A 19,108-nucleotide genomic window follows, 5' to 3' on the forward strand; every position below is an offset into this window, starting at 1 on the left:
TTTGCCTCTCCGGCATCCAACCCGCATCGTGGCCGCAGGAGGTGGTCACGATGACCGATCAGCTGGTGGACGAGTGCGACGTGGTGGTGGTCGGCGGTGGCGCCGCCGGGTTGAACGGGGCGCTGGTGCTGGCCCGGGCCCGGCGGTCCGTGGTGGTGGTCGACTCGGGCGCACCGCGCAACGCCCCGGCCGAGGGGGTGCACGGCCTGCTGGCCCGCGAGGGCGTGCCGCCGACCGAGCTGCTGGAGCGCGGTCGGGCCGAGGTCCGCGGCTACGGCGGCCGGGTGGTGGGCGGCGAGGTGGGCTCGGTGACCCGCGAGGGCGACCGGTTCGCCGTGACCCTGGTCGACGGCCGGTCGGTGCGCGCCCGGCGGCTGCTGGTGGCCACCGGGCTGGTCGACGAGCTGCCGGACGTCGCGGGGCTGCGCGAGCGCTGGGGCCGGGACGTGCTGCACTGCCCGTACTGCCACGGCTGGGAGGTCCGCGACCGGGCCGTCGGGGTGCTGGGCGCCGGGCCGATGGCGGTGCACCAGGCGCTGCTGTGGCGCCAGTGGAGCGCCGACGTCGTGTTCTTCCGCCACACCCGGGCGACGGGCGACGAGGAGCTGGAGCAGCTCGTCGTGCGCGGCATCCGGGTGGTGCCGGGCGAGGTGGCGTCCGTGGAGGTGGTCGACGACCGGGTGGGCGGCGTGCGGCTGGTCGACGGGACGCTGGTGGCGCGCGAGGTGCTGGCCGTGCCGACGCGGATGGTGGCGCGCACGGGGTTCCTCGCGGGGCTCGGGCTGCGGGCGGTCGAGCACCCGATGGGCGTCGGTGAGCACGTGCCCACCGACGCCGCGGGGCGGACCGAGGTGCCCGGGGTGTGGGTGGCGGGCAACGTCACCGACCTGACCGCGCAGGTCGGCGCCGCCGCGGCGGCGGGGGCGGCGGCCGCGGCGCAGATCAACGCCGACCTGGTGGCCGAGGAGACCCGGCTGGCCGTGGCCGCGCACCGGGACGTGTTCTCGGCCGCGTCGGAGTCGCGCGTGTCCGCGCTGGTGGTGGGCGACCGCCGGCACGGCCTGCGGGTGTGAGCGGTTCGCGAGCCGGCGGGGGTGGGCGGTTCGCGAACCCGCGAGGGCCGGCCGCCACCCGGGCGGCCACCCCGACCCGCCACACCCCGACCCGCCACACCCCAGGCACCCACACCCCAGGCACCACTCCGGGCACCCACCCCGGGCACCCACCCCAGGGCACCCACCCCAGGCACCCACCCCCGGCCCCCCCCCCAGGCCCCCACCCCAGGCACCCACCCCAGGCACCCACCCCAGGCACCCACCCCAGGCACCCACTACGTGCGAGCCGCTGAAGCCCCGACCGGGGCACCCGGCGACCGGCAAGCGCATGCCCCTACCCCCCGTAGGCGACGTCCAGCCCGCTCAGCACGCCCGCGAGGTGGCGCCGCACGTCGTCCAGCCCCATCAGCTCGCGGAACGTCGTCCGCAGCGCCTCCGCCTCCGGGCCGCCCAGCAGCAGCTGCTCCTGGGTGAGCACGTTGGCCAGCACCCGGCCGCCCTCGGCGTGCCGCTCCTCCGAGTAGCTGTCCAGCAGGCCCGGCGGCGCCCAGCCCCGAACCTCGGCGGCCAGCTTCCACCCCAGGTTCACCGCGTCCTGCAACCCCAGGTTGAGGGCCTGGCCGCCGATCGGCATGTGCCAGTGCGCGGCGTCGCCGGCGAGCAGCACGCGGCCGCGCCGGTAGCCGGTCACGTGGCCGTGCCGGTTGTCGAACGCGTCGACCCACAGCGGCCGGCCGGCCGAGATGTCCTCGCCGGTGACCTCCGCCCAGTTGGCCACCACCTCGTCGAACGACGGCGGCCCGGACCGCTCCCGGGGCGCGCGGCCGAACGCGTGCACCATGACCCGGGTGACGCCGTTGGCGGTCGCGGCGATGGCCAGGCCACGCGGGAACCGCTCGAACCGCCGGTCCGGGACGTCGATCCCGGCCACGTCCGCGCGCAGCAGCTCCCTGGTCGCGGCCGCGCCCTCGTGCCCGAAACCGGCGAGCCGCCGCACGGTGCTGTCCGCGCCGTCGCAGCCGACCACGTAGTCGGCCACCACGCGGACCGGGCCGTCGGCGGCGCCCAGGCCGCACACCACCCGGTCGCCCTCGTCGGACAGCTCGCACAGCTCGTGGCCGCGCAGCAGCCGCGCGCCCAGCCCGACCGCCCACCCGGCGAGCGCGGCCTCGGTCCGGTGCTGGGGCACCTTCCGGTAGCCCGCCCACGGGCTGTCCACGTCGGACACCGACAGCCGCAGGCCGCCGAAGTGCCCGGACGGCTCCGGCCGGGCGGCCTCCAGCAGGTCGGTCAGCCCGCGTTCGGCGAACAGCTCGGCCGTGCGGGAGTTGAGCTGGCTCGCCCGGGACTCGGTCATCGGGCTCGCCAGCCGGTCGACCACGACCGCGCCCACCCCGCACCGGGCCAGCTCGCCGGCCAGCAGGAGGCCGACCGGGCCGGCGCCGACCACCAGGACCCGGGTCCGCGTCACGCCCGGCGCTCCGCGTAGGTCTTGGCGTGCCCGAGCGTGGCCAGGCTGTTGGCGCTCAACGCCTTCTGCACGAACTCGCGCGCCGCCGGCACGTCCGCGCCCGGGCCGAGGACCGAGGTGATGTTGTCCTCGTTGATGCGCACGGTGTGCCGGGAGGTGACCACGAGCCCGCCGCCGGGCCGCTGGTCGATCTGCCACCGGCCGGTGTGCAGGGTCATCAGCGCGGGCACCCTGATCTGCTTGTAGACGATCGTGGTGGGTGCCAGGCACACGCGGACCGACGTGGTGGTGTGGGTCTTGCCGTCCTTGGTCCTGGTGTCCATGTCCAGCAGTTGCAGGCCGGGCGTGTCCTCCTCCAGCCTGACCCGCGCCACGTGCGGCAGCCGCTCGGACCACCGGTCGGCCTCGTTGATGAAGTCGAACACGTCCCGCGCGTGGCCGTCGACCTCGACGCTGTCGGCGAAGCCGAACAGCAGCCCGTCGTGCGCGCCCTCGGCGGTGGCCTTCAAAGCGGCCAGCTCGGCGTGGCTGTTGCGGTCCACGGCCGCCTCGATCCAGGCCAGCTTCTCCGGGTCGTCGTCCACCGGGCGGTAGTCGTGCAGCAGCCGCACCCGGCACTCGTCGGCGGACAGGGGTTCGACCAGCCAGCAGCCGCCCATGGCGCCGACCGGCGCCTGCGAGACCTCCTGGCGGAACTCGACCCGCAGCCGCCCGGGGTCCAGCTCGCGGCGCGAGGTCCAGGTCTTGGCGGTGCCGTTGGCGGTCGCCCAGATGCGGATGCGCTCGCCGGTCTCGCCGCGCTCCAGGTGCTCGACGTGCACGGTGGGCGGGAAGACCTGCGGCCAGTCGGCCACGTCGGCGATGAGGTCGTACACGGCGCGCGCGGACGCGCGGACGGTGATGTCGTGCTCGACCTCGCGGGCGAGGCTCGTGGTCATCCTTTGCTCCTCGGTGGTCGTCGGTGGGCGGCGGTGGCGGCCTGGGGGATCGACGCGCCACCGCCGCCCGGTTCGGGGGGAACGGGGTCAGAAGTTGCCGAGCCCGCCGCACACGTTGATCGCCTGCGACGTGACCGAGGCCGCGCGGTGGCCGACCAGGTAGCCGACCATGCCCGCCACCTCCTCCGGCGTGGAGTAGCGGCCGAGCGGGATCTTGGCCTGGAACCGGTCGAGCACGTCGTCCTCGCCGATGCCCCAGGCCGCGGCGTAGCCCTGCCGGACCCGCTGCGCCATCGGGGTCTCCACGTAGCCGGGGCACACGGCGTTGACCGTGATCCCGGTCTTGGCCAGCTCGTTGCCCAGCGCCTTGGTGAAGCCCACGACGCCGTGCTTGGACGCGGAGTAGGGCGCGCCGAGCACGACGCCCTGCTTGCCCGCGGTGGACGCGACGTTGACGATGCGGCCCCAGCCCTTGTCGCGCATGCCGCCCACCGACAGCACGTCCCGGGTCATCAGGAACACGCTGTCGAGGTTGGTGGCGATCACGTCGAACCACAGCTCGTCGGCGAGGTCGGCGGTGACGCCGCCACCGCTGCGCCCGGCGTTGTTGACCAGGATGTCGACGGTGCCGTAGCGCTCGACCGCGGCGGTGACGAATCCTCGCACCGCCTCGGGCGAGCGCACGTCGCAGCTCGCGCCGTCGACGTCGTAGCCCTTGTCCTGCAACTGCTTCACCGTGTGCGCCACGTTGTCCGCGTCGCGCGCGCACAGGAACACCCGGTGGCCGAGCTCACCGAGCAGGTCGGCCACCGCGAGCCCGATGCCGCTGGTGGCGCCGGTGACGATCGCGGTCTTGCCGGCGTGGTCCGCCATTGCTCCTCCTGGGTAGGTCGAAAGGGTCACCCCGCCGCGCGGTGCGGTCCGTGCTGCTCGTCGAGCACCTGCCCGACGATCGCGGTGCTGTGCGTGCCGGCCCGGAAGGACTCGTGGGCCAGCACGCGCCGCAGGAAGGCCGTTGTCGTGCGCACGCCCGGCCCGGCGATCCGGAACTCGGCCAGGGCCCGGTCCATCCGGGCCAGCGCGGTGGGCCGGTCCGGCGCCCACACCAGCACCTTGGCCAGCATCGAGTCGTAGCTCGCGGGCACCCGGTAGCCCGGGTAGCCGTGCGTGTCGACCCGCACGAACGGGCCGCCCGGCGGGCTGAACTCCACCAGCCGCCCCGGCGCGGGCGCGAAGTCCCGCTCGGGGTCCTCCACGTTGACCCGGCACTCGATCGCCACGCCGCGCGGCACCACGTCCTGCTGCCGCAGGCCCAGTTCGGCGCCCGCCGCGACCTCGATCTGCGCGCGCACCAGGTCCAGGCCGGTGACCAGCTCGGTGACCGGGTGCTCGACCTGGATGCGGGTGTTGACCTCCATGAAGTAGAACCGCCCGTCCGGCCCGACCAGGAACTCGAACGTGCCGGCGCCGACGTAGCCGACGGCCCGCGCGCCGGCCACCGACACCTCGCCCATGCGCTCGACCAGCTCGCGCGGCAGGCCCGGCGCGGGCGTCTCCTCGACCAGCTTCTGGTGCCTGCGCTGGGTCGAGCAGTCGCGCTCGCCCAGGTGCACCGCGTTGCCGTGCCGGTCGCACAGGACCTGGATCTCGACGTGCCTGGCGGTGGCCAGGTACCGCTCCACGTACACCCGCGGGTCGCCGAACAACGCCTGCGCCACCGCGACGGTCTCCCGGTGGGCGCGCCCGAACTCCGCCGCGTCGTGCACCACCCGCATGCCCCGGCCGCCGCCGCCCGCGGCCGCCTTGATGATCACCGGGTAGCCGATGTCGTCGGCCAGGGACCGCGCCTCGGATGCCGAGCCCAGCGGGTCCAGGCTGCCCGGCAGCAGCGGCAGCCCGGCCCGCGCCATGACCCCGCGCGCGGCCGTCTTGTCCCCCAGCTGGGCGATGACCTCCGGCGGGGGGCCGATGAACACCAGGCCGTTGTCCCGGCACACCTCGGCGAAGTCCGGGTCCTCGGACAGGAACCCGTAGCCCGGGTGGACCGCCTCGGCGCCGGTGCGCAGGGCGGCCTCGACCACCGCGGCGATGTCGAGGTAGCTCTTCCTGGCCGGCGCCGGTCCGATCTGGACGGACTCGTCGGCGTAGGACACCACCGCGGAGTCGCGGTCGTCCGTGGAGTGCACCGCGACCGTGCGGATGCCCATCTCGCGGCACGTGCGGGCCACCCGGAGGGCGATCTCGCCCCGGTTGGCGATGAGGACCTTGTCGAACACGGCCTACCCCGCCGTCCGGTCGGGGGGTGCCAGCTCGAACAGCCGGGTGCCGTACTCGACGGTCTCGCCGTCGGCGGCCAGGGCCCGCGCGACCAGGCCGGCCCGGTCCGCCTCGACCGGGATCATCAGCTTCATCGCCTCGACGATGCCGACCTGCTGGCCCGGCCGCACCCGGTCGCCCTCGGCGACGAACGGCGGCGCACCGGGCTGCGGCGCCCGGTAGAACACGCCGACCGTCGGCGAGGTCAGGTACTCGCCCTCCGGGGCGGGCGGCTCGGGCGCGGCGGGCGCCCCGGCCGCGACGACGGTGACCGGCTGCCCCGCGTCGTCCCACTCCACCTCGACGACCACGTCGCCCGCCTGCACGCGCAGCCGCTTCGGCGCGGTCGGCACGTCGGCCAGCAGCCGCACCACCGAGCGCCGGGTCTCCTCCAGCAGCGCCCGGTGCCCGTCGAGGCGCTCGGTCAGGCCGTTGAACAGCTCGTGGCCGTTGTCGGTGATCACACCCTGCGTCACGGGGTTCCCTCCCTGTCGAACCATTCCGGCGAGCCGAAGGCCCGGAACCTGCGCCACCGCCGCTCCACCAGGTCGTCCCGGTCCAGGGCGGACAGCCGGTCCAGGGCCGCGGCGAGCGCGGACCGCAGCCGGTCGGCCGCGGCGCGGTGGTCGGCCTGGCTGCCGCCCGCCGGCTCCGGCACCACGCCGTCCACCACGCCCAGCCGCAGCAGGCTGCGCGCGTCGACCCGGAGCGCGTCGGCCGCGGTCGGGGCCATCGCCGGGTCGCTCCACAGGATCGAGGCGCACCCCTCCGGGCTGATCACGGAGTACGTGCCCCGCTCGCAGATCAGCACCTCGTCGGCCGCGGCCAGGGCCAGCGCCCCGCCACTGCCGCCCTCGCCGATGACGACCGCCACCACCGGCACGCGCAGCCCGGTCATCAGGCGGATGCTCTCCGCGATGGCCACGGCCTGCCCGTTCTCCTCGGCCTCCACGCCGGGGTGGGCGCCGGGCGTGTCCACCAGCGTGACCACGGGCAGGGACAGCTTCTCGGCCAGCCGCATCAGCCGGGCCGCCTTGCGGTACCCCCGCGGCGAGGCCATGCCGTAGTTGCGCCTGGCCAGCTCGGCGGGCGTGTGGCCCTTCTGGTGGCCGAGGACCACGACCGGGCGGCCGCCCAGCCGGGCGATGCCGCCGACGAGGGCGGCGCAGTCGCCGCCGATCCGGTCGCCGCGCAGCTCCTCGAAACCGTCGAAGGCCAGCGCCAGGTAGTCGAGCGCGGTGGGCCGGTCGATGTCCCTGGCCTGCCGCACGGTTTCCCAGCGGTCCACCGGGGGCAGCCGGTCGGGGTCGCGGATGACGGGGTCCGGACCGGTGCCGGGGTGAGGGGGTGCCTCGGCCGGCCGGGCGGCGCCGGCGGACCGGGCGACGCCGCCCGCCTGCTCTGCGTCGGCCGGTTGCCGGCTCCCGACGGCCCGCCCGCCCTCCCCCTCCCCCTCCCCCTCCACCCCACCCCGCTCCACCCCACCCCGCGCGGCCGCGAGCAGCGCGCCCAGAGCGGCCCGCAGCTCACCCCGCGGCCGGATCGCGTCGACCAGCCCGTGCGCCAGCAGGAACTCCGCCGTCTGGAACGCGGGCGGCAGCTCCTGCCGGATGGTCTGCTCGATCACCCGCCGCCCGGCGAAGCCCAGGCGCGCGCCCGGCTCGGCGACGATCACGTCGCACAGCGTCGCGAACGAGGCCGCCACCCCGCCGTAGGTCGGGTCGGTGACCAGCGAGACGGTCAGCACCCCCGCCCGGTCCAGCCGACCCAGCGCCTGGCTGGTCTTCGCCATCTGCATCAGCGAGACGGCGCCCTCCTGCATCCGCGCCCCGCCGGACGCCGGCACGAGCAGCAGCGGCCACCGCCGCTCCAGCGCGACCTCCGCCGCCCCGGTGACCAGCTCGCCGACCGCCGCGCCGAGGCTGCCGCCCAGGAACCGGAAGTCCATCACGGCCGCGACCACCGGTTCACCGCCGATCCGGCCGGTCACCACCAGCACGGCCTCGGTCAGGCCGGTGGCCCGGCGCGCGGCGGCCAGCCGCTCCGGGTAGGGCTTGCGGTCGACGAAGCCGAGCACGTCGACGCTGCGCGCGGGCAGGTCGACGACCTCCGCGCTGCCGGGGTCGAACAGCAGGTCGACGCGCTCGGCCGCGGTGAGCCGGTGGTGGTGGTCGCACTCCGGGCAGACCCCGCCGCCGCGCGCCAACCGCTTCCCGTACAGCACCGCCCGGCAGCCGGGGCACAGCACCCAGTCGGTGCCGGTGTCCCCCTCCAGGGCTCTGGTCATGCTCTCCCCCTCCTCCGACGCGACGGCACCGCGCCGCCCGCCCTCACCCGCCGTTGATCAGCGCCAGCAGCTCGCGCGGGGTCTTCGCCGACGCGACGGTGTCGTCGAGCGGGACGCCGCTCTCGCGGCTGATCCGCGACGCGGTCTCCAGCAGCGCGATCGAGTCGTAGCCGAGGTCGTCGAACTCGACGTCGAGGATGTCGCCGGCCAGGTCGACCCCCTCGTCGGCGCCGGCGCCCTCGACGAGCACGCGCCGCAGGTCGTCGAGGGTGAACTTGGTGTCCTGCATCTGCTCTCCTCCTGTAGTGGTTCAGCGCCCGTCCCGGACCACGAGCGCCGAGTTGAAGCCGTCCTGGCCGCGGGCGACCACCAGCGCCGTGCGCACCGGCACCTCGCGGGCACCGCCCAGCACGAGGTCGAGCCGGTGGCGCGGGTCGGGGTCGACGTTGACCGTCGGCGGGACGACGCCGTCGCGGATGGCCAGCAGGGCGGAGGCCACGTCGAGCGCGCCACCGCCCGCGCACAGCCGGCCGGTCATGGTCTTCGGCGCGGTCACCGGCACGCCGCCCGGCCCGAACACCGCGGTCAGGGCCTCGGCCTCGACGCGGTCGAGGTCGGCGACCGCGGCGGCGTCGGCGAAGACCACGTCGACGTCGCCCGGTGCCGCGCCCGCGTCGCGCAGCGCCTGCTCGATCGCCCGGCGCAGCGCCGGTCCCCGGTCGGTGCCCGGCCGCGGGTCGAACGTGGCGGCGTACCCGGCGACCTCGCCGTACACCTCGGCGCCGCGGGCGCGGGCCGCCTCCCGGTCCTCGACGACCAGGATCGCGCCGCCCTCGCCGGGCACGTGCCCGGCGGCCCGCGGGTCGAACGGCAGGTACGCCGCGTCCGGGTCGTCTGCCGTGCTGAGCCTGCCGCCGGCCATCTGCGCGACCCAGCCCCACGGGCAGATCGACCCGTCCACGCCGCCGGCGACGACGAGCCTGCTGCCCCTGCGGAGCTGCCTGCGGGCCTGCGCGAGCGAGTCCAGCCCGCCCGCGCCGTCGGTGACGACCACCCCGCTCGGCCCCTTCAGGCCGTGCCGGATGGAGATCTGGCCGGTGTTGACCGCGTAGAACCAGGCGAAGGACTGGTACGCGCTGACGTGCGCGCTGCCCTTGCTCCACAGGTTCCGCAGCTCCTGCTGGCCGAACTCGAAGCCGCCCGCCGAGGACGCGGTGACCACGCCGGTGTCGAACGCGGGCAGGTCGCCCGGCTCCACCCCGGCGTCGGCCAGCGCCCAGTCGGCCGCGACCAGCGCCAGCCTCGTCATGTGGTCGGTCTGCGGCAGCAGCCTGCCGGGCAGGTGGTCCCGGGGCGCGAACCCCGGGACCTCGCCCGCCAGCGTGACCGGGTAGCCGGTGGCGTCGAACCGGCTGACCGGCCCGATGCCGCTGACCCCGGCGCAGGTGGCCGACCAGTAGTCCTCCGTGCCCAGGCCGTTCGGCGCGGTCACGCCGATGCCCGTCACCACCGCGCTCATGCCGCCGGGCCCTCCGGGTCGCGCAGCACCATCGCGCTCTGGAACCCGCCGAACCCGCTGCCCACGGTCAGCACCGCGTCCGTGCGCCACTCCCGGGCGGTGACCGGGACGTAGTCCAGGTCGCACTCCGGGTCCGGGGTGCGCAGGTTCGCCGTCGGCGGCACCACGTCGTACTTCATGGCCAGCACCGAGGCGGCGATCTCCAGCGAGCCGATGGCGCCCAGCGAGTGCCCGATCATGGACTTCACCGAGCTGATCGGCGTGCGGTAGGCGTGCTCGCCCAGGCTGCGCTTGAACGCCGCGGTCTCGTGCCGGTCGTTCTGCTTGGTGCCCGAACCGTGCGCGTTGACGTAGTCGATGTCCTCGGGGTTCATCCACGCCTCGTCCAGCGCCCTGGTGATGGCCTCGGCCATCTCCGCGCCGTCGGGCCGCAGCCCGGTCATGTGGAAGGCGTTGCACCGGGTCGCGAACCCGGCGATCTCGGCGTAGACCTGGGCGCCGCGCCGGCGCGCGGACTCCAGCTCCTCCAGCACGAACACCGCCGCGCCCTCGCCCAGCACGAAACCGCTGCGGGTCCCGTCGAACGGGCGCGAGGCGTGCGCGGGGTCGTCGTTGTCGGGCGTGGTGGCCTTGATGGCGTCGAAGCAGGCCAGGGTGATCGGCGAGATCGGCGCGTCGGTGGCACCCGCGACCACGACGTCCGCCGAGCCCTCCCGCACCAGCTCGCAGGCGTGCCCCACCGCGTCCAGGCCCGAGGTGCAGCCGGTGGACACCACGGTCACCGGCCCCTCGGCGCCCACCTGCCACGCCACCTCGGCCGCGAACGAGCTGGGCACCAGGTGGCCGTACAGGTGCGGGGTCGTGTACCGGTGGTCGACCAGGTGCAGCCTGCCGTCGTCGCTGACCACCCGGTACTCCCGCTCCAGGCTCGTGGTGGCGCCGACCGCGGTGCCGATGGTCACCCCGACCCGGGACGGGTCGAGCCCGGCGAACTCCACCCCGCTGTCCGCGACCGCCTCGGCGGCGGCCACGACGGCGAGCTGGGAGGCCCGGTCCATCCGCCGGACCTGCTGCGGGCCCAGCCCGTGCATCTCCGGGTAGAAGTCGATCTCCGCGGCCACCCGGGAGCGGAACGGCGCCGGGTCGAAGAAGCTGATCCGCCTGGTCGCGGTTCGCCCCTCGGACAGCAGGCTCCAGAAGTTCTTCACCCCGATCCCACCGGGCGCGACGGTGCCCACCCCGGTGATCACTACCCGCCGTGTCACTGGCGATCTCCTTTCACGGCGTCCGCGCGCCCGCGACGGGCGCGCTGGTCGATCGGTCAGCCCTGGGCCGACCAGTGGTAGAAGCGCGTGGCCATCGCGTCCTTGGGCGAGCGCCACGTCCCCGGGTCGTACGCCTCGATGAACTCCTTGAGGTCGTTGCTGATCCGCACGAACTCGGGCTCGCCCTTGGCCGCCTCGACCGCCTCGCCGCCCTGGTCGTCGTCGAAGTCCTGGAGGTGGAAGTACAGGCCCTGGTAGGAGAAGAGCTGGCGCCGGCGCGTGCCCATCCGGTGCGGCATGGCGCCCGCGTCGAACTCGGCGAACAGCCTGGCCACGTCCTCGCCCGACTCCGGGCGCATCCGGGCCACGATCAGCGTGCTGTGCATGGGTGTCAGACCTCCGCGTTCGAGTTGTGGGGTGCGCCGAACCACCGGCGCAGGGCCTCGCCCGGGTCGCCGCCGGGCGCCTCGGCGACCCAGGCCACGTGCCCGTCCGGGCGCACCAGGACCGCCGCGAGGCCGGTCAGGGGGCCGCCGGCCGGCGCGCCGGTGACCACGTCGACCCGGTCGGCCCAGCCGGCCGCGGCCCGGCGCAGGCCCGCGTCGTCGGCCAGGTCCAGCAGCACGCCCCGGCCCCGTCCGGTCCCGACCTCGACCGGCGGCAGCCGGCGGCCGACCACACCGCGGTCGGCCCCGGCGGGCAGTGCCCGCGGCGTGCGGGCGACCTCTTCCACGGCCGCCCCCTCAGCCCCGGTCGAGCGGGCCGAACCACCGCTCCAGCGCCACGGCCAGGTCGCCGCCGCCCGGCGAGGTCCAGGCCACGTACCCGTCCGGCCGCACCAGCACCGCGGCCGTGCCCGCCGCCACGTCGTCGGGCTCCGCCCCGATGACCGCCGCCGTCACGCACGTGACGCGGTCCGACCAGTCCTCGGCGATCTCGCGCACCTTGGGGTCGTCGGCCAGGTCGAGCAGCACGCCCCGGCCGGTGTGCAGCAGCTCGGTGGTCGTCGTCTCACCGGACGAGGTGGTCAGCGAGCGCTTCGGCAGGCGGCGACCGAGCAGCGGGTGGTCGCCCTCGGCCACCTCGTAGGCGACCTCCAGGTGGCTGACCATGCCCGCCAGGTGGCGGCTGACGTCCGGGTAGGCGATCAGCTCGGCGAACACCTCGCGCAGCGGCTCGACCTCCTCGCCGCTGAGGAACAGCACGCCCTGGGCCCTGGTGTTCATCAGCAGCCGCGCCCCGACCGGGTGCCGCTCGGCGTGGTAGCTGTCCAGCAGCCCCGGCGCGGCCGTGCCGCGCACCTCGGCGGCCAGCTTCCAGCCGAGGTTCACCGCGTCCTGCACGCCCGTGCTCAGGCCCTGCCCGCCCGCCGGGAGGTGGATGTGGGCCGCGTCCCCGGCCAGCAGCACGCGGCCGCGCCGGTAGTGCGCGACCTGGCGGGCGGCGTCGGTGAAGGAGCTGACCCACGAGGCGGAGCCGCCGCTGATGTCCTCGCCGGTGAGCCGCTGCCAGGCGGCGGCGACCTCGGCGAAGGTCGGCGGTTCGGCGCGCTCGGTGGGCGGGACGCCGCGCTCGCAGATGATGACGCGGTCCACGCCACCGCCGAGCGGGGCCGACATCACCATGCCGCCCGCCACGCGCTCGCCCAGGAACCGCGGCCGCAGGTCGCAGCCGACCACGTCGGCCAGGTACATCTCGCGCGTGGCCGGCGAACCCGGGAAGTCGAACCCGGCGGCCCTGCGCACCGGGCTCTGGCCGCCGTCGCAGCCGACCAGGTACGCCGCCCGCAGGGTGCGTTGACCATCCGGTGTGGACACGGTGACGTCCACACCGGACCCGTCGTCGTTCAGGCCCGTGAACTCCCAGCCGCGGCGGATGTCCGCGCCCAGTCCCAGGGCCCACTCCTCCAGCACCGCCTCGGTGCGCGACTGCGGGATGCTGCGCGCCCCGAAGTGCGCGCCCTCCAGCACGGTGTAGTCGAACAGCAGGCCGCCGAAGTGGCCCACGGCGCTGGTCTCGACCTCGCCGAACGCGGGCAGCAGCCCCCGCTGGTCGAAGACCTCGACGGTGCGCGCGGTGAACCCCAGCCCCCGCGACTGGCCGGTCGGCTCGGCCAGCCGCTCCACCAGCACGACGCGCGCGCCGCCCAGGCGCAGCTCGCCGGCGAGCATCAGGCCCGTGGGCCCGGCGCCCACGACTACGACATCGGTGTCCATCTCCGGCTCCCCCGTGGTCAAGGTCGATCGGGTCCGATCACCGCGAGGAGCCGGCCCAGCGCGGTGGCGGGCGACGGCATGGCCCGCATCTCCACCGCGACCTCCCGGCTCGCCGCGCGGTAGGACGGGTCGCGCAGCACGTCGGCGACCACCGGCGCGAGGTCGTCGGCCGTGGTGCCCGACATCGGCAGCATGGCGCCCGCGCCGCGCTCGCACGCGGTGCGCGCGTTCGGCAGGCTGTCGTCGGGCAGGGTCAGCACCACCTGCGGCACGCCCGCGTCGAACGCGGTGTACATGGTGCCCATCCCGCCGTGGTGGATCACCAGGTCGCCGGTCGCCAGCAACTGCCGCAGCGGCACCCAGCCCACCGCGGTCACGTGGGGCGGCAGCGGGGTCGGCAACGCCGCGAGGCTCGCGTCACCGGTGGCCAGCACCAGCTCGACGCCCAGGTCGGCGGTGCCCTGGACGACCTCGCGCAGCACGTCGCCGTCGCCGTAGATGCCCGGGATGGATCCCAGGGTGACCACCACCCGCGGCCGCGCGCCGCGGGTGAGCAGCCCGCGGGTCAGCTCCGCGCCGCCGTTGTACGGGGTGTAGCGCATCCGCACGGTCGGCACCCCGGCCGGCCGCACGGGCGCGTCCTGGGTGAACCGCGGCAGCGACGCCGGGCTGAGGTCGACCTCCACGTCCGCCTCGCCGGGCGCCACCACACCGGCCCGGTCGACCGCCTTGAGCAGGTGCACCAGGGCGGGCCGGAACGTCGGCCGCGGCGTGCCGATGCCGTGCAGCACGGCGGGCACGCCGACCGCGCGCGCCGCCACCAGCCCGGCCACGTGCGGCGGCGGGTAGACCACGGCCTCGGCGCCCCACGTGCGGGCGGCGTCGACCAGGCGGTCCAGCATGATCTCGCCCATGCGCCCGAAGACCGAGGCGATGTAGTCGATGTGCTCGGCATCGGTGATCCGGGCGCCCGTGGAGCGCTCGGCCACCATGTGCGCCAGCTTCTCGTAGGTCTGCCCGGCCTCGCCGTCGTCGATCGCGATCGCGGGCAGCCCCGCGCCCACCGCGACGCGCAGCGCCGAGCCGCTCGCCGCGACCAGCACCTCGTGGCCCGCCGCCAGCGCCGCGTGCGCCAGCGGCACCAGCGGCAGCATGTGGGAGGCGCCGGGGATGGTGGTGAACAGCAACCGCACGTCAGCGGCCCCCCATCAACTGCTTCTCGATGAGCTTGCACTGGTGGTAGTCGGGCAGCACGCCCCGCTCGGCCGCCTCGGCCAGGGTGATGGCCACCCGGTCGCGCTCGGACAGGACCGGCTCGATGCCCTCCGGGATCGGCAGGCCCAGGGCCGGGTCGAGCACGGCCAGGGCCTGCTCGTGCGCGGGCACGTAGGAGCCGGTGAGGATGTAGGACATCACCGTCCGGTCGCCGAGCGCGACGAACGCGTGGCCCACGCCGACCGGGAAGTACATGCCGCGGAAGTGGCGCTGGTCCATGTGCACCGCGTCCCACTTGCCGAACGTCGGCGAGCCGACCCGGATGTCGACGACGATGTCGATCGCCTCGCCGGTGGCGCAGTAGACGTACTTGGCCATGCCGGGCGGGGTGGTGGTGTAGTGGATGCCGCGGACCACGCCGCGGCGGGACTCGCTGTGGTTGGACTGCGCGACCGGGAAGTGGTCGCCGCCCACGGCGTCGCGGAAGGCCGGGCCCTGGAAGGGCGAGACGAACAGGCCCCGCTCGTCCGGGAACACGTCCGGGGTGAACTCCAGGGCACCCTCGACCGCGAGTTGGCGAACCTGCATGGTGCTTCCTCCTGGTGGTCTACAGCGTCCTGAGCACTTCGCGCACCGCGCTGATCACCTTGTCCTGCAGGTCCGGTGTCAGCGAGGCGTACATCGGCAGCGAGAAGATCCGGCCGGCCAGGTCCTCGGTCACCGGCAGCGAACCGGCGGGCACGCCGAGGTGGGCGAACCCGGACATGGTGTGCACCGGCCACGGGTAGCTGATGTTGAGGTGGATGTCGTAGCCCTTGAGGCGTTCGATGATCTCGTCGCGGCGCGGGTGCCGGACGACGTAGACGTAGTACACGTGCTCGTTGCCCTCGGCGACCCGCGGCAGCTCCAGCCCCGTGTCGGCCAGCCCCTCGGCGTAGCGGCGCGCGACCTCGCGGCGGGCGGCGACGTAGTCGTCGAGCCTGCGCAGCTTGCGGCGCAGGATCTCGGCGTGCACCTCGTCGAGCCGGCTGTTGTGGCCCGGCGTCTCGACGACGTAGTAGCGCTCCTCCATGCCGTAGTAGCGCAGCCGGCGGAGGTTCCGCTCGACGTCGTCGTGCGGCGTGGTGATCGCGCCGCCGTCGCCGTACGCGCCGAGCACCTTCGTGGGGTAGAAGGAGAACGCGGCCGCGTCACCCATCGTCCCGGCCAGGGCGCCGTGGTGCCGGGCGCCGTGCGCCTGCGCGCAGTCCTCCAGCAGCCGCAGGTCGTACTCGTCGGCGAGCGCCCGCAGCGGCGCCATGTCCACGCACTGGCCGTAGAGGTGCACCGGCAGCAGGCAGCGGGTCCGCTCGGTGATCGCGGCCTCCACCTGGTCGGTGTCCATCAGGAAGTCGTCCTCGCGGACGTCCACGAACACCGGCGTGGCGCCGACCGCGTCGATGGCGACCACGGTCGGTGCGGCGGTGTTGGACACCGTGATCACCTCGTCGCCCGGCCCGACGCCCAGCGCCTGGAGGCCGAGCTTGACGGCGTTGGTGCCGTTGTCCACGCCGACGCAGTGCGCGGTGCCGTGCCGGCCGGCGAACTCCTCCTCGAAGCGGCGCACGCTCTCGCCCAGGACGAGCTGCCCCGAGCGGAAGACCGTCTCCACGGCGTCGAGCACGTCCTCGCGCTCCGCCTCGTACTCGGCCAGGTAGTCCCACACCCGAATGGTCATCAGTGCCCACTCCCCTTCGCCGGAACGGCTGTGAAAATCCCGCGCCCGCCCTGGACGCCCTCGGTGTAGGTGGCGTCGAGGCCGGCGGCGGCGAACGCGCCCTCGTACTCGGCCCGGGTGAACAGCCGGTGCCGGTACCGCTCGCTGACGTGCCGCACGCCGCTCTTCGGGTCGGCGACGAGGAAGTGCACGTCCATGTCCCACATGTCGCCGTCGCGCGCGGTGTGCGAGACGCGGCTGATGGTCGTCCCGCCCGCCTCGACGACGTCCGCGGCGACGTGGCCGTCGAGGAAGTTCTCCCGGAACCAGCGCGGTTCCACCACGACGACACCGCCCGCGGCCACGTGCCGCGCGAAGCACCTCAGCGCGCCGGTCAGCTCGGCCACGCTCGCGCAGTGCGCGATGGAGGCGAACAGGCAGACCACGGCGTCGAACCGGCGACCCAGGTCGAACGACCGCATGTCGCCCCGGTGCAGCGGGACGCCGGGCAGCTTGCCCCCGGCCACCGCCAGCATCGACTCGGACAGGTCCAGGCCCACCACGTGGTCGAACAGCCCGGCGAAGGTCACCAGGTGGGCGCCCGTGCCGCAGCCGACGTCGAGCAGCGAGCGCGCGTGCGGCGCCCGCTCGCGGACCACCTTGGTGACGTACTCGGCCTCGGCGGGGTAGTCCTTGCCGCGCAGCACGTACAGGTCGTCGTGGATCGGCGCGACCTCAGGTCCGTACACGGGTGGCCTCCCGGGTCAGCAACGCGGAGACGGTGCGGTCGACGGCCTCGGCCAGGGGCACCCGGGCGGACCAGCCGCAGGCGCGCCCGAACGGCTCCGGGTCGATGAACACGCCGAGGAAGTCGGTGTCCGGGGCGCCCGCGGGCGGCGGCACCGACACCACCTCGACCGGCGGCTCGCCGGTGTGCCGGGCGACCGAGCGGGCCACCAGGCGGAACACGTCGCCCAGCCGGTCGCCGCGGCCGGCGCCGACCAGCCAGTGCCTGCCGACCAGCGCGTCGGGCCGGTCCAGGGCGGCCAGGAACGCCGCGGCGACGTCCTCGACGTAGGTCACGTCGCGGGCGACCGTGCCGTCGTGCCACATGGTGATCGGCTCGCCGCGCAGCGCCCGGCGGGTCATCGCGCTCACCACGCCCACGTCGTCCGCGGCACCCAGCGCGCTGTGGCCGAACACCGTGGGCAGCCGCAGGCTGACGCCCCGGACCGCACCCGCCGCGGTGGCGTCGAGCAGGACGCGTTCGGCCGCCAGCTTCTGGCGGTCGTACTCGGTGTCCGGCTCGTCCGGCTCGCTGCCGTCGAGCGGGCGGTCCGGCGGCCTGCCGACCTGCGAGGCGGCCCCGGCGAACACCACCAGCGGCGGCTCGGGCCGGGCGCCCAGCACGTCGACCAGGTCCCGCATCACGCCGACGGTCACCGCGGCGCTGCCCGCCGGGTCGCGCTCGGCGTCGCGCCAGCTCCCGCTGCTCTTGACGAAGTGCAGCACCGCGTCCGCGCCGGCCACGGCCTCGGCCAGCCGGGCACGGTCGGTCAGGTCGGCCGGCACCACCTCCACGTCGGCCACCGCCTGCTCGGGCGGCTCGTACGACCCGCGGGCCACGGCGCGCAGCCGGACCGGCCGCCGCGCCAGCAGCCCGGTGACGACCGAGCCCACGTAGCCCGACGCGCCGAGCACCACGACGAGTGGTCGCGTCACCGCGCCGCTCCCTTCACCCCGGCCGCCACCAGGTCCCGCGCGGGCGCGGGCGTGGTGATCAGCGATCCCATGGCGGCCAGGAGGGTCCTGGCCTGCACGTTGACGTAGTGGCTGTGCCGCAGCAGCCCGGTGAGCTGGTGCAGGGTCATCCAGCGGAAGCCGGGGTGCTCGACGAGGTCGTCGGTCTCCACCACCAGGTAGCGGTTGCGGGTGTGGAAGAACCGGCCGCCCTCCTCGGACAGGACCGTGTCGTAGCGGACCGCGCCCGGCGGCGCGCCCAGCACCTCGTCGAGCAGCGGCGGCTTCGGGATGTCCCCGAGCACGTGGTTCTCCGGCGTGCACTGCACGGTCGGCGCCAGCTCGGCGACGTCGGAGAAGCCCGGCTCCACCCTGGTGCTGACCAGCACGTGCAGCACGCCGTGGACGCGGGTCACCAGGAAGGCGGCCAGGCCGACGTCGCGCGCGGCGATCATCGGCTGGTCCCAGCGGCCGACCTCGCGCCCGCCCGCCTCGACCCGGACGCCGACGACGTCGAAGAACCGCCCGCTCTCGTGGGAGATCACGTCGCCGTCGTGGTGCCAGCCCGACAGCTCGGTCAGCGGCACCGGGCGCAGCTCCACGTCGGTGCGGGTGCGCACGTCGGTGATCCAGCTCAGCAGCTCCGGCGTGCCGTGCACGCTGCGCGGGTCGCCGCTGAGGGAGCGGATGAGCGAGAGCGTGAACTCGTCCCGGTCCAGCGCGACCGTCGGGCCCAGGGCCTCCAGCACCGGCAGGCACGACAGCACCGAGCGGGCGTCCATGTTGACCAGGTCCTCGACCCGCAGCAGGTGGTGCAGCTCCGCCGCGGTCAGCCAGCCGAAGCCGTCGAGGACCGGCACCCGGCCGTCCACCTCGACGATCATGTTGCGGTTGCGCTTGCGCAGGAACCAGCTGCCCTGCTCGGACTGGCGGGCGTCGTAGACCACGCGGTGGCGCTGGTGCTCCCGGAAGTACTCCAGGTACGGCACCGCGCTGCCGCCGTGCACGCGGGTGTAGTTGCTGCGCGTGGCCTGCACCGTCGGCGAGACCTGGATGCCGTTGCGGTTGCCGGGCTCGGCCTTGAGCTGCATCAGGTAGTGCGGGACGCCGTCGAACCTCCTGGTCAGGATGCCCAGCACGCCGACCTCGGGCTGGTGGATGATCGGCTGCCGCCACCGCGGCACCGCGCCGCCGGGCACGTGCACCTCGACGCCCTCGATGGTGAAGAACTTGCCGGAGGCGTGCCGGATCACCCCGGTGCCGGGGTCCGCGCGCCACTGCTCCAGCTCGCGCAGCGGCACGCGCCGCGCCTTGGTGAACATCCAGTTCCGGGCCGACTCCACCGACGCGAGGAAGTCGGCCAGTCCCGGCGTGGGGTGTTCCATCTCGC

Annotated in this window: 19 protein-coding genes; 1 reads left to right on the forward strand and 18 read right to left on the reverse strand. The window is 75.0% G+C overall.

Features of this window, described 5'->3' with window-relative positions; all coding sequences use genetic code 11:
* Window positions 1–50: 50 nt before the first annotated feature.
* Complete coding sequence (locus EKG83_RS32265; RefSeq protein ID WP_033436028.1) at window positions 51–1,073, forward strand: NAD(P)/FAD-dependent oxidoreductase; 1,023 nt, start codon at window positions 51–53, stop codon at window positions 1,071–1,073.
* A gap of 316 nt (window positions 1,074–1,389) precedes the next feature.
* Here the strand turns inward: EKG83_RS32265 and EKG83_RS32270 are convergent, their stop codons facing one another.
* The 18 genes from EKG83_RS32270 to EKG83_RS32355 form a co-directional block, all read right to left on the reverse strand.
* Entirely contained in the window at window positions 1,390–2,526 is a 1,137-nt protein-coding gene (locus EKG83_RS32270; protein WP_051767098.1) for an FAD-dependent monooxygenase, read from the reverse strand.
* The gene (locus EKG83_RS32275; RefSeq protein ID WP_033436018.1) at window positions 2,523–3,464 is read right to left on the reverse strand and encodes an aromatase/cyclase; all 942 of its coding nucleotides are present in this window, start codon (window positions 3,462–3,464) and stop codon (window positions 2,523–2,525) included. Before EKG83_RS32275 ends, EKG83_RS32270 begins: the two co-directional genes overlap by 4 nt.
* A gap of 87 nt (window positions 3,465–3,551) precedes the next feature.
* The gene (locus tag EKG83_RS32280) at window positions 3,552–4,337 is read right to left on the reverse strand and encodes an SDR family NAD(P)-dependent oxidoreductase (RefSeq protein WP_033436017.1); all 786 of its coding nucleotides are present in this window, start codon (window positions 4,335–4,337) and stop codon (window positions 3,552–3,554) included.
* Between the two features lie 26 nt (window positions 4,338–4,363).
* Window positions 4,364–5,740: an acetyl-CoA carboxylase biotin carboxylase subunit gene (locus EKG83_RS32285; RefSeq protein WP_033436016.1), complete on the reverse strand. Its 1,377-nt coding sequence runs from the start codon at window positions 5,738–5,740 to the stop codon at window positions 4,364–4,366.
* A gap of 3 nt (window positions 5,741–5,743) precedes the next feature.
* Window positions 5,744–6,256 (reverse strand): acetyl-CoA carboxylase biotin carboxyl carrier protein, encoded by a 513-nt coding sequence (locus EKG83_RS32290; protein WP_228122301.1) that lies wholly within the window; start codon window positions 6,254–6,256, stop codon window positions 5,744–5,746.
* Window positions 6,253–8,067, reverse strand: a complete 1,815-nt coding sequence (accA, locus tag EKG83_RS32295) for an acetyl-CoA carboxylase carboxyl transferase subunit alpha (RefSeq protein ID WP_153278594.1) — start codon at window positions 8,065–8,067, stop codon at window positions 6,253–6,255. Before accA ends, EKG83_RS32290 begins: the two co-directional genes overlap by 4 nt.
* A gap of 43 nt (window positions 8,068–8,110) precedes the next feature.
* A complete protein-coding gene (locus tag EKG83_RS32300) occupies window positions 8,111–8,356 on the reverse strand; it encodes an acyl carrier protein (protein WP_033434845.1) in 246 nt (81 codons plus the stop codon).
* 21 nt (window positions 8,357–8,377) lie between these two features.
* Window positions 8,378–9,586, reverse strand: a complete 1,209-nt coding sequence (locus tag EKG83_RS32305) for a ketosynthase chain-length factor (RefSeq protein ID WP_033434846.1) — start codon at window positions 9,584–9,586, stop codon at window positions 8,378–8,380.
* The gene (locus EKG83_RS32310) at window positions 9,583–10,851 is read right to left on the reverse strand and encodes a beta-ketoacyl-[acyl-carrier-protein] synthase family protein (protein WP_033434847.1); all 1,269 of its coding nucleotides are present in this window, start codon (window positions 10,849–10,851) and stop codon (window positions 9,583–9,585) included. The genes EKG83_RS32305 and EKG83_RS32310 overlap by 4 nt, the downstream gene beginning before the upstream one ends.
* 56 nt (window positions 10,852–10,907) lie before the next feature.
* Window positions 10,908–11,237 (reverse strand): TcmI family type II polyketide cyclase, encoded by a 330-nt coding sequence (locus tag EKG83_RS32315; RefSeq protein WP_033434848.1) that lies wholly within the window; start codon window positions 11,235–11,237, stop codon window positions 10,908–10,910.
* A 5-nt stretch (window positions 11,238–11,242) separates the two neighbouring features.
* Window positions 11,243–11,584: an aromatic-ring hydroxylase C-terminal domain-containing protein gene (locus tag EKG83_RS32320; protein WP_033434849.1), complete on the reverse strand. Its 342-nt coding sequence runs from the start codon at window positions 11,582–11,584 to the stop codon at window positions 11,243–11,245.
* Between the two features lie 10 nt (window positions 11,585–11,594).
* Window positions 11,595–13,067, reverse strand: a complete 1,473-nt coding sequence (locus tag EKG83_RS32325; protein ID WP_033434850.1) for an FAD-dependent monooxygenase — start codon at window positions 13,065–13,067, stop codon at window positions 11,595–11,597.
* Between the two features lie 17 nt (window positions 13,068–13,084).
* Window positions 13,085–14,260 (reverse strand): nucleotide disphospho-sugar-binding domain-containing protein, encoded by a 1,176-nt coding sequence (locus tag EKG83_RS32330; protein WP_033434851.1) that lies wholly within the window; start codon window positions 14,258–14,260, stop codon window positions 13,085–13,087.
* 1 nt (window position 14,261) lies between these two features.
* Complete coding sequence (locus EKG83_RS32335; protein WP_033434852.1) at window positions 14,262–14,870, reverse strand: dTDP-4-dehydrorhamnose 3,5-epimerase family protein; 609 nt, start codon at window positions 14,868–14,870, stop codon at window positions 14,262–14,264.
* A gap of 19 nt (window positions 14,871–14,889) precedes the next feature.
* Window positions 14,890–15,999, reverse strand: coding sequence for a DegT/DnrJ/EryC1/StrS family aminotransferase (locus EKG83_RS32340; protein WP_033434853.1), 1,110 nt, complete (start codon window positions 15,997–15,999; stop codon window positions 14,890–14,892).
* Entirely contained in the window at window positions 15,999–16,727 is a 729-nt protein-coding gene (locus EKG83_RS32345) for a class I SAM-dependent DNA methyltransferase (protein ID WP_033434854.1), read from the reverse strand. The genes EKG83_RS32340 and EKG83_RS32345 overlap by 1 nt, the downstream gene beginning before the upstream one ends.
* On the reverse strand, window positions 16,714–17,700 hold the full coding sequence (locus EKG83_RS32350) for an NAD-dependent epimerase/dehydratase (protein WP_033434855.1): 987 nt from the start codon (window positions 17,698–17,700) through the stop codon (window positions 16,714–16,716). The genes EKG83_RS32345 and EKG83_RS32350 overlap by 14 nt, the downstream gene beginning before the upstream one ends.
* Window positions 17,697–19,103, reverse strand: coding sequence for an NDP-hexose 2,3-dehydratase family protein (locus EKG83_RS32355; RefSeq protein WP_084717051.1), 1,407 nt, complete (start codon window positions 19,101–19,103; stop codon window positions 17,697–17,699). Before EKG83_RS32355 ends, EKG83_RS32350 begins: the two co-directional genes overlap by 4 nt.
* Between the last annotated feature and the right edge of the window lie 5 nt (window positions 19,104–19,108).

It is taken from the genome of Saccharothrix syringae (genome assembly GCF_009498035.1).
In the GTDB taxonomy this organism is placed as follows: Bacteria; Actinomycetota; Actinomycetes; order Mycobacteriales; family Pseudonocardiaceae; genus Actinosynnema; species Actinosynnema syringae.

Coding starts and splice junctions, on each gene's coding strand:
- EKG83_RS32265 (WP_033436028.1), top strand. CDS start 51: ATGACCGATCAGCTGGTGGACGAGTGCGACGTGGTGGTGGTCGGCGGT.
- EKG83_RS32275 (WP_033436018.1), bottom strand. CDS start 3,464: ATGACCACGAGCCTCGCCCGCGAGGTCGAGCACGACATCACCGTCCGC.
- EKG83_RS32280 (WP_033436017.1), bottom strand. CDS start 4,337: ATGGCGGACCACGCCGGCAAGACCGCGATCGTCACCGGCGCCACCAGC.
- accA (WP_153278594.1), bottom strand. CDS start 8,067: ATGACCAGAGCCCTGGAGGGGGACACCGGCACCGACTGGGTGCTGTGC.
- EKG83_RS32300 (WP_033434845.1), bottom strand. CDS start 8,356: ATGCAGGACACCAAGTTCACCCTCGACGACCTGCGGCGCGTGCTCGTC.
- EKG83_RS32305 (WP_033434846.1), bottom strand. CDS start 9,586: ATGAGCGCGGTGGTGACGGGCATCGGCGTGACCGCGCCGAACGGCCTG.
- EKG83_RS32315 (WP_033434848.1), bottom strand. CDS start 11,237: ATGCACAGCACGCTGATCGTGGCCCGGATGCGCCCGGAGTCGGGCGAG.
- EKG83_RS32325 (WP_033434850.1), bottom strand. CDS start 13,067: ATGGACACCGATGTCGTAGTCGTGGGCGCCGGGCCCACGGGCCTGATG.
- EKG83_RS32335 (WP_033434852.1), bottom strand. CDS start 14,870: ATGCAGGTTCGCCAACTCGCGGTCGAGGGTGCCCTGGAGTTCACCCCG.
- EKG83_RS32340 (WP_033434853.1), bottom strand. CDS start 15,999: ATGACCATTCGGGTGTGGGACTACCTGGCCGAGTACGAGGCGGAGCGC.
- EKG83_RS32355 (WP_084717051.1), bottom strand. CDS start 19,103: ATGGAACACCCCACGCCGGGACTGGCCGACTTCCTCGCGTCGGTGGAG.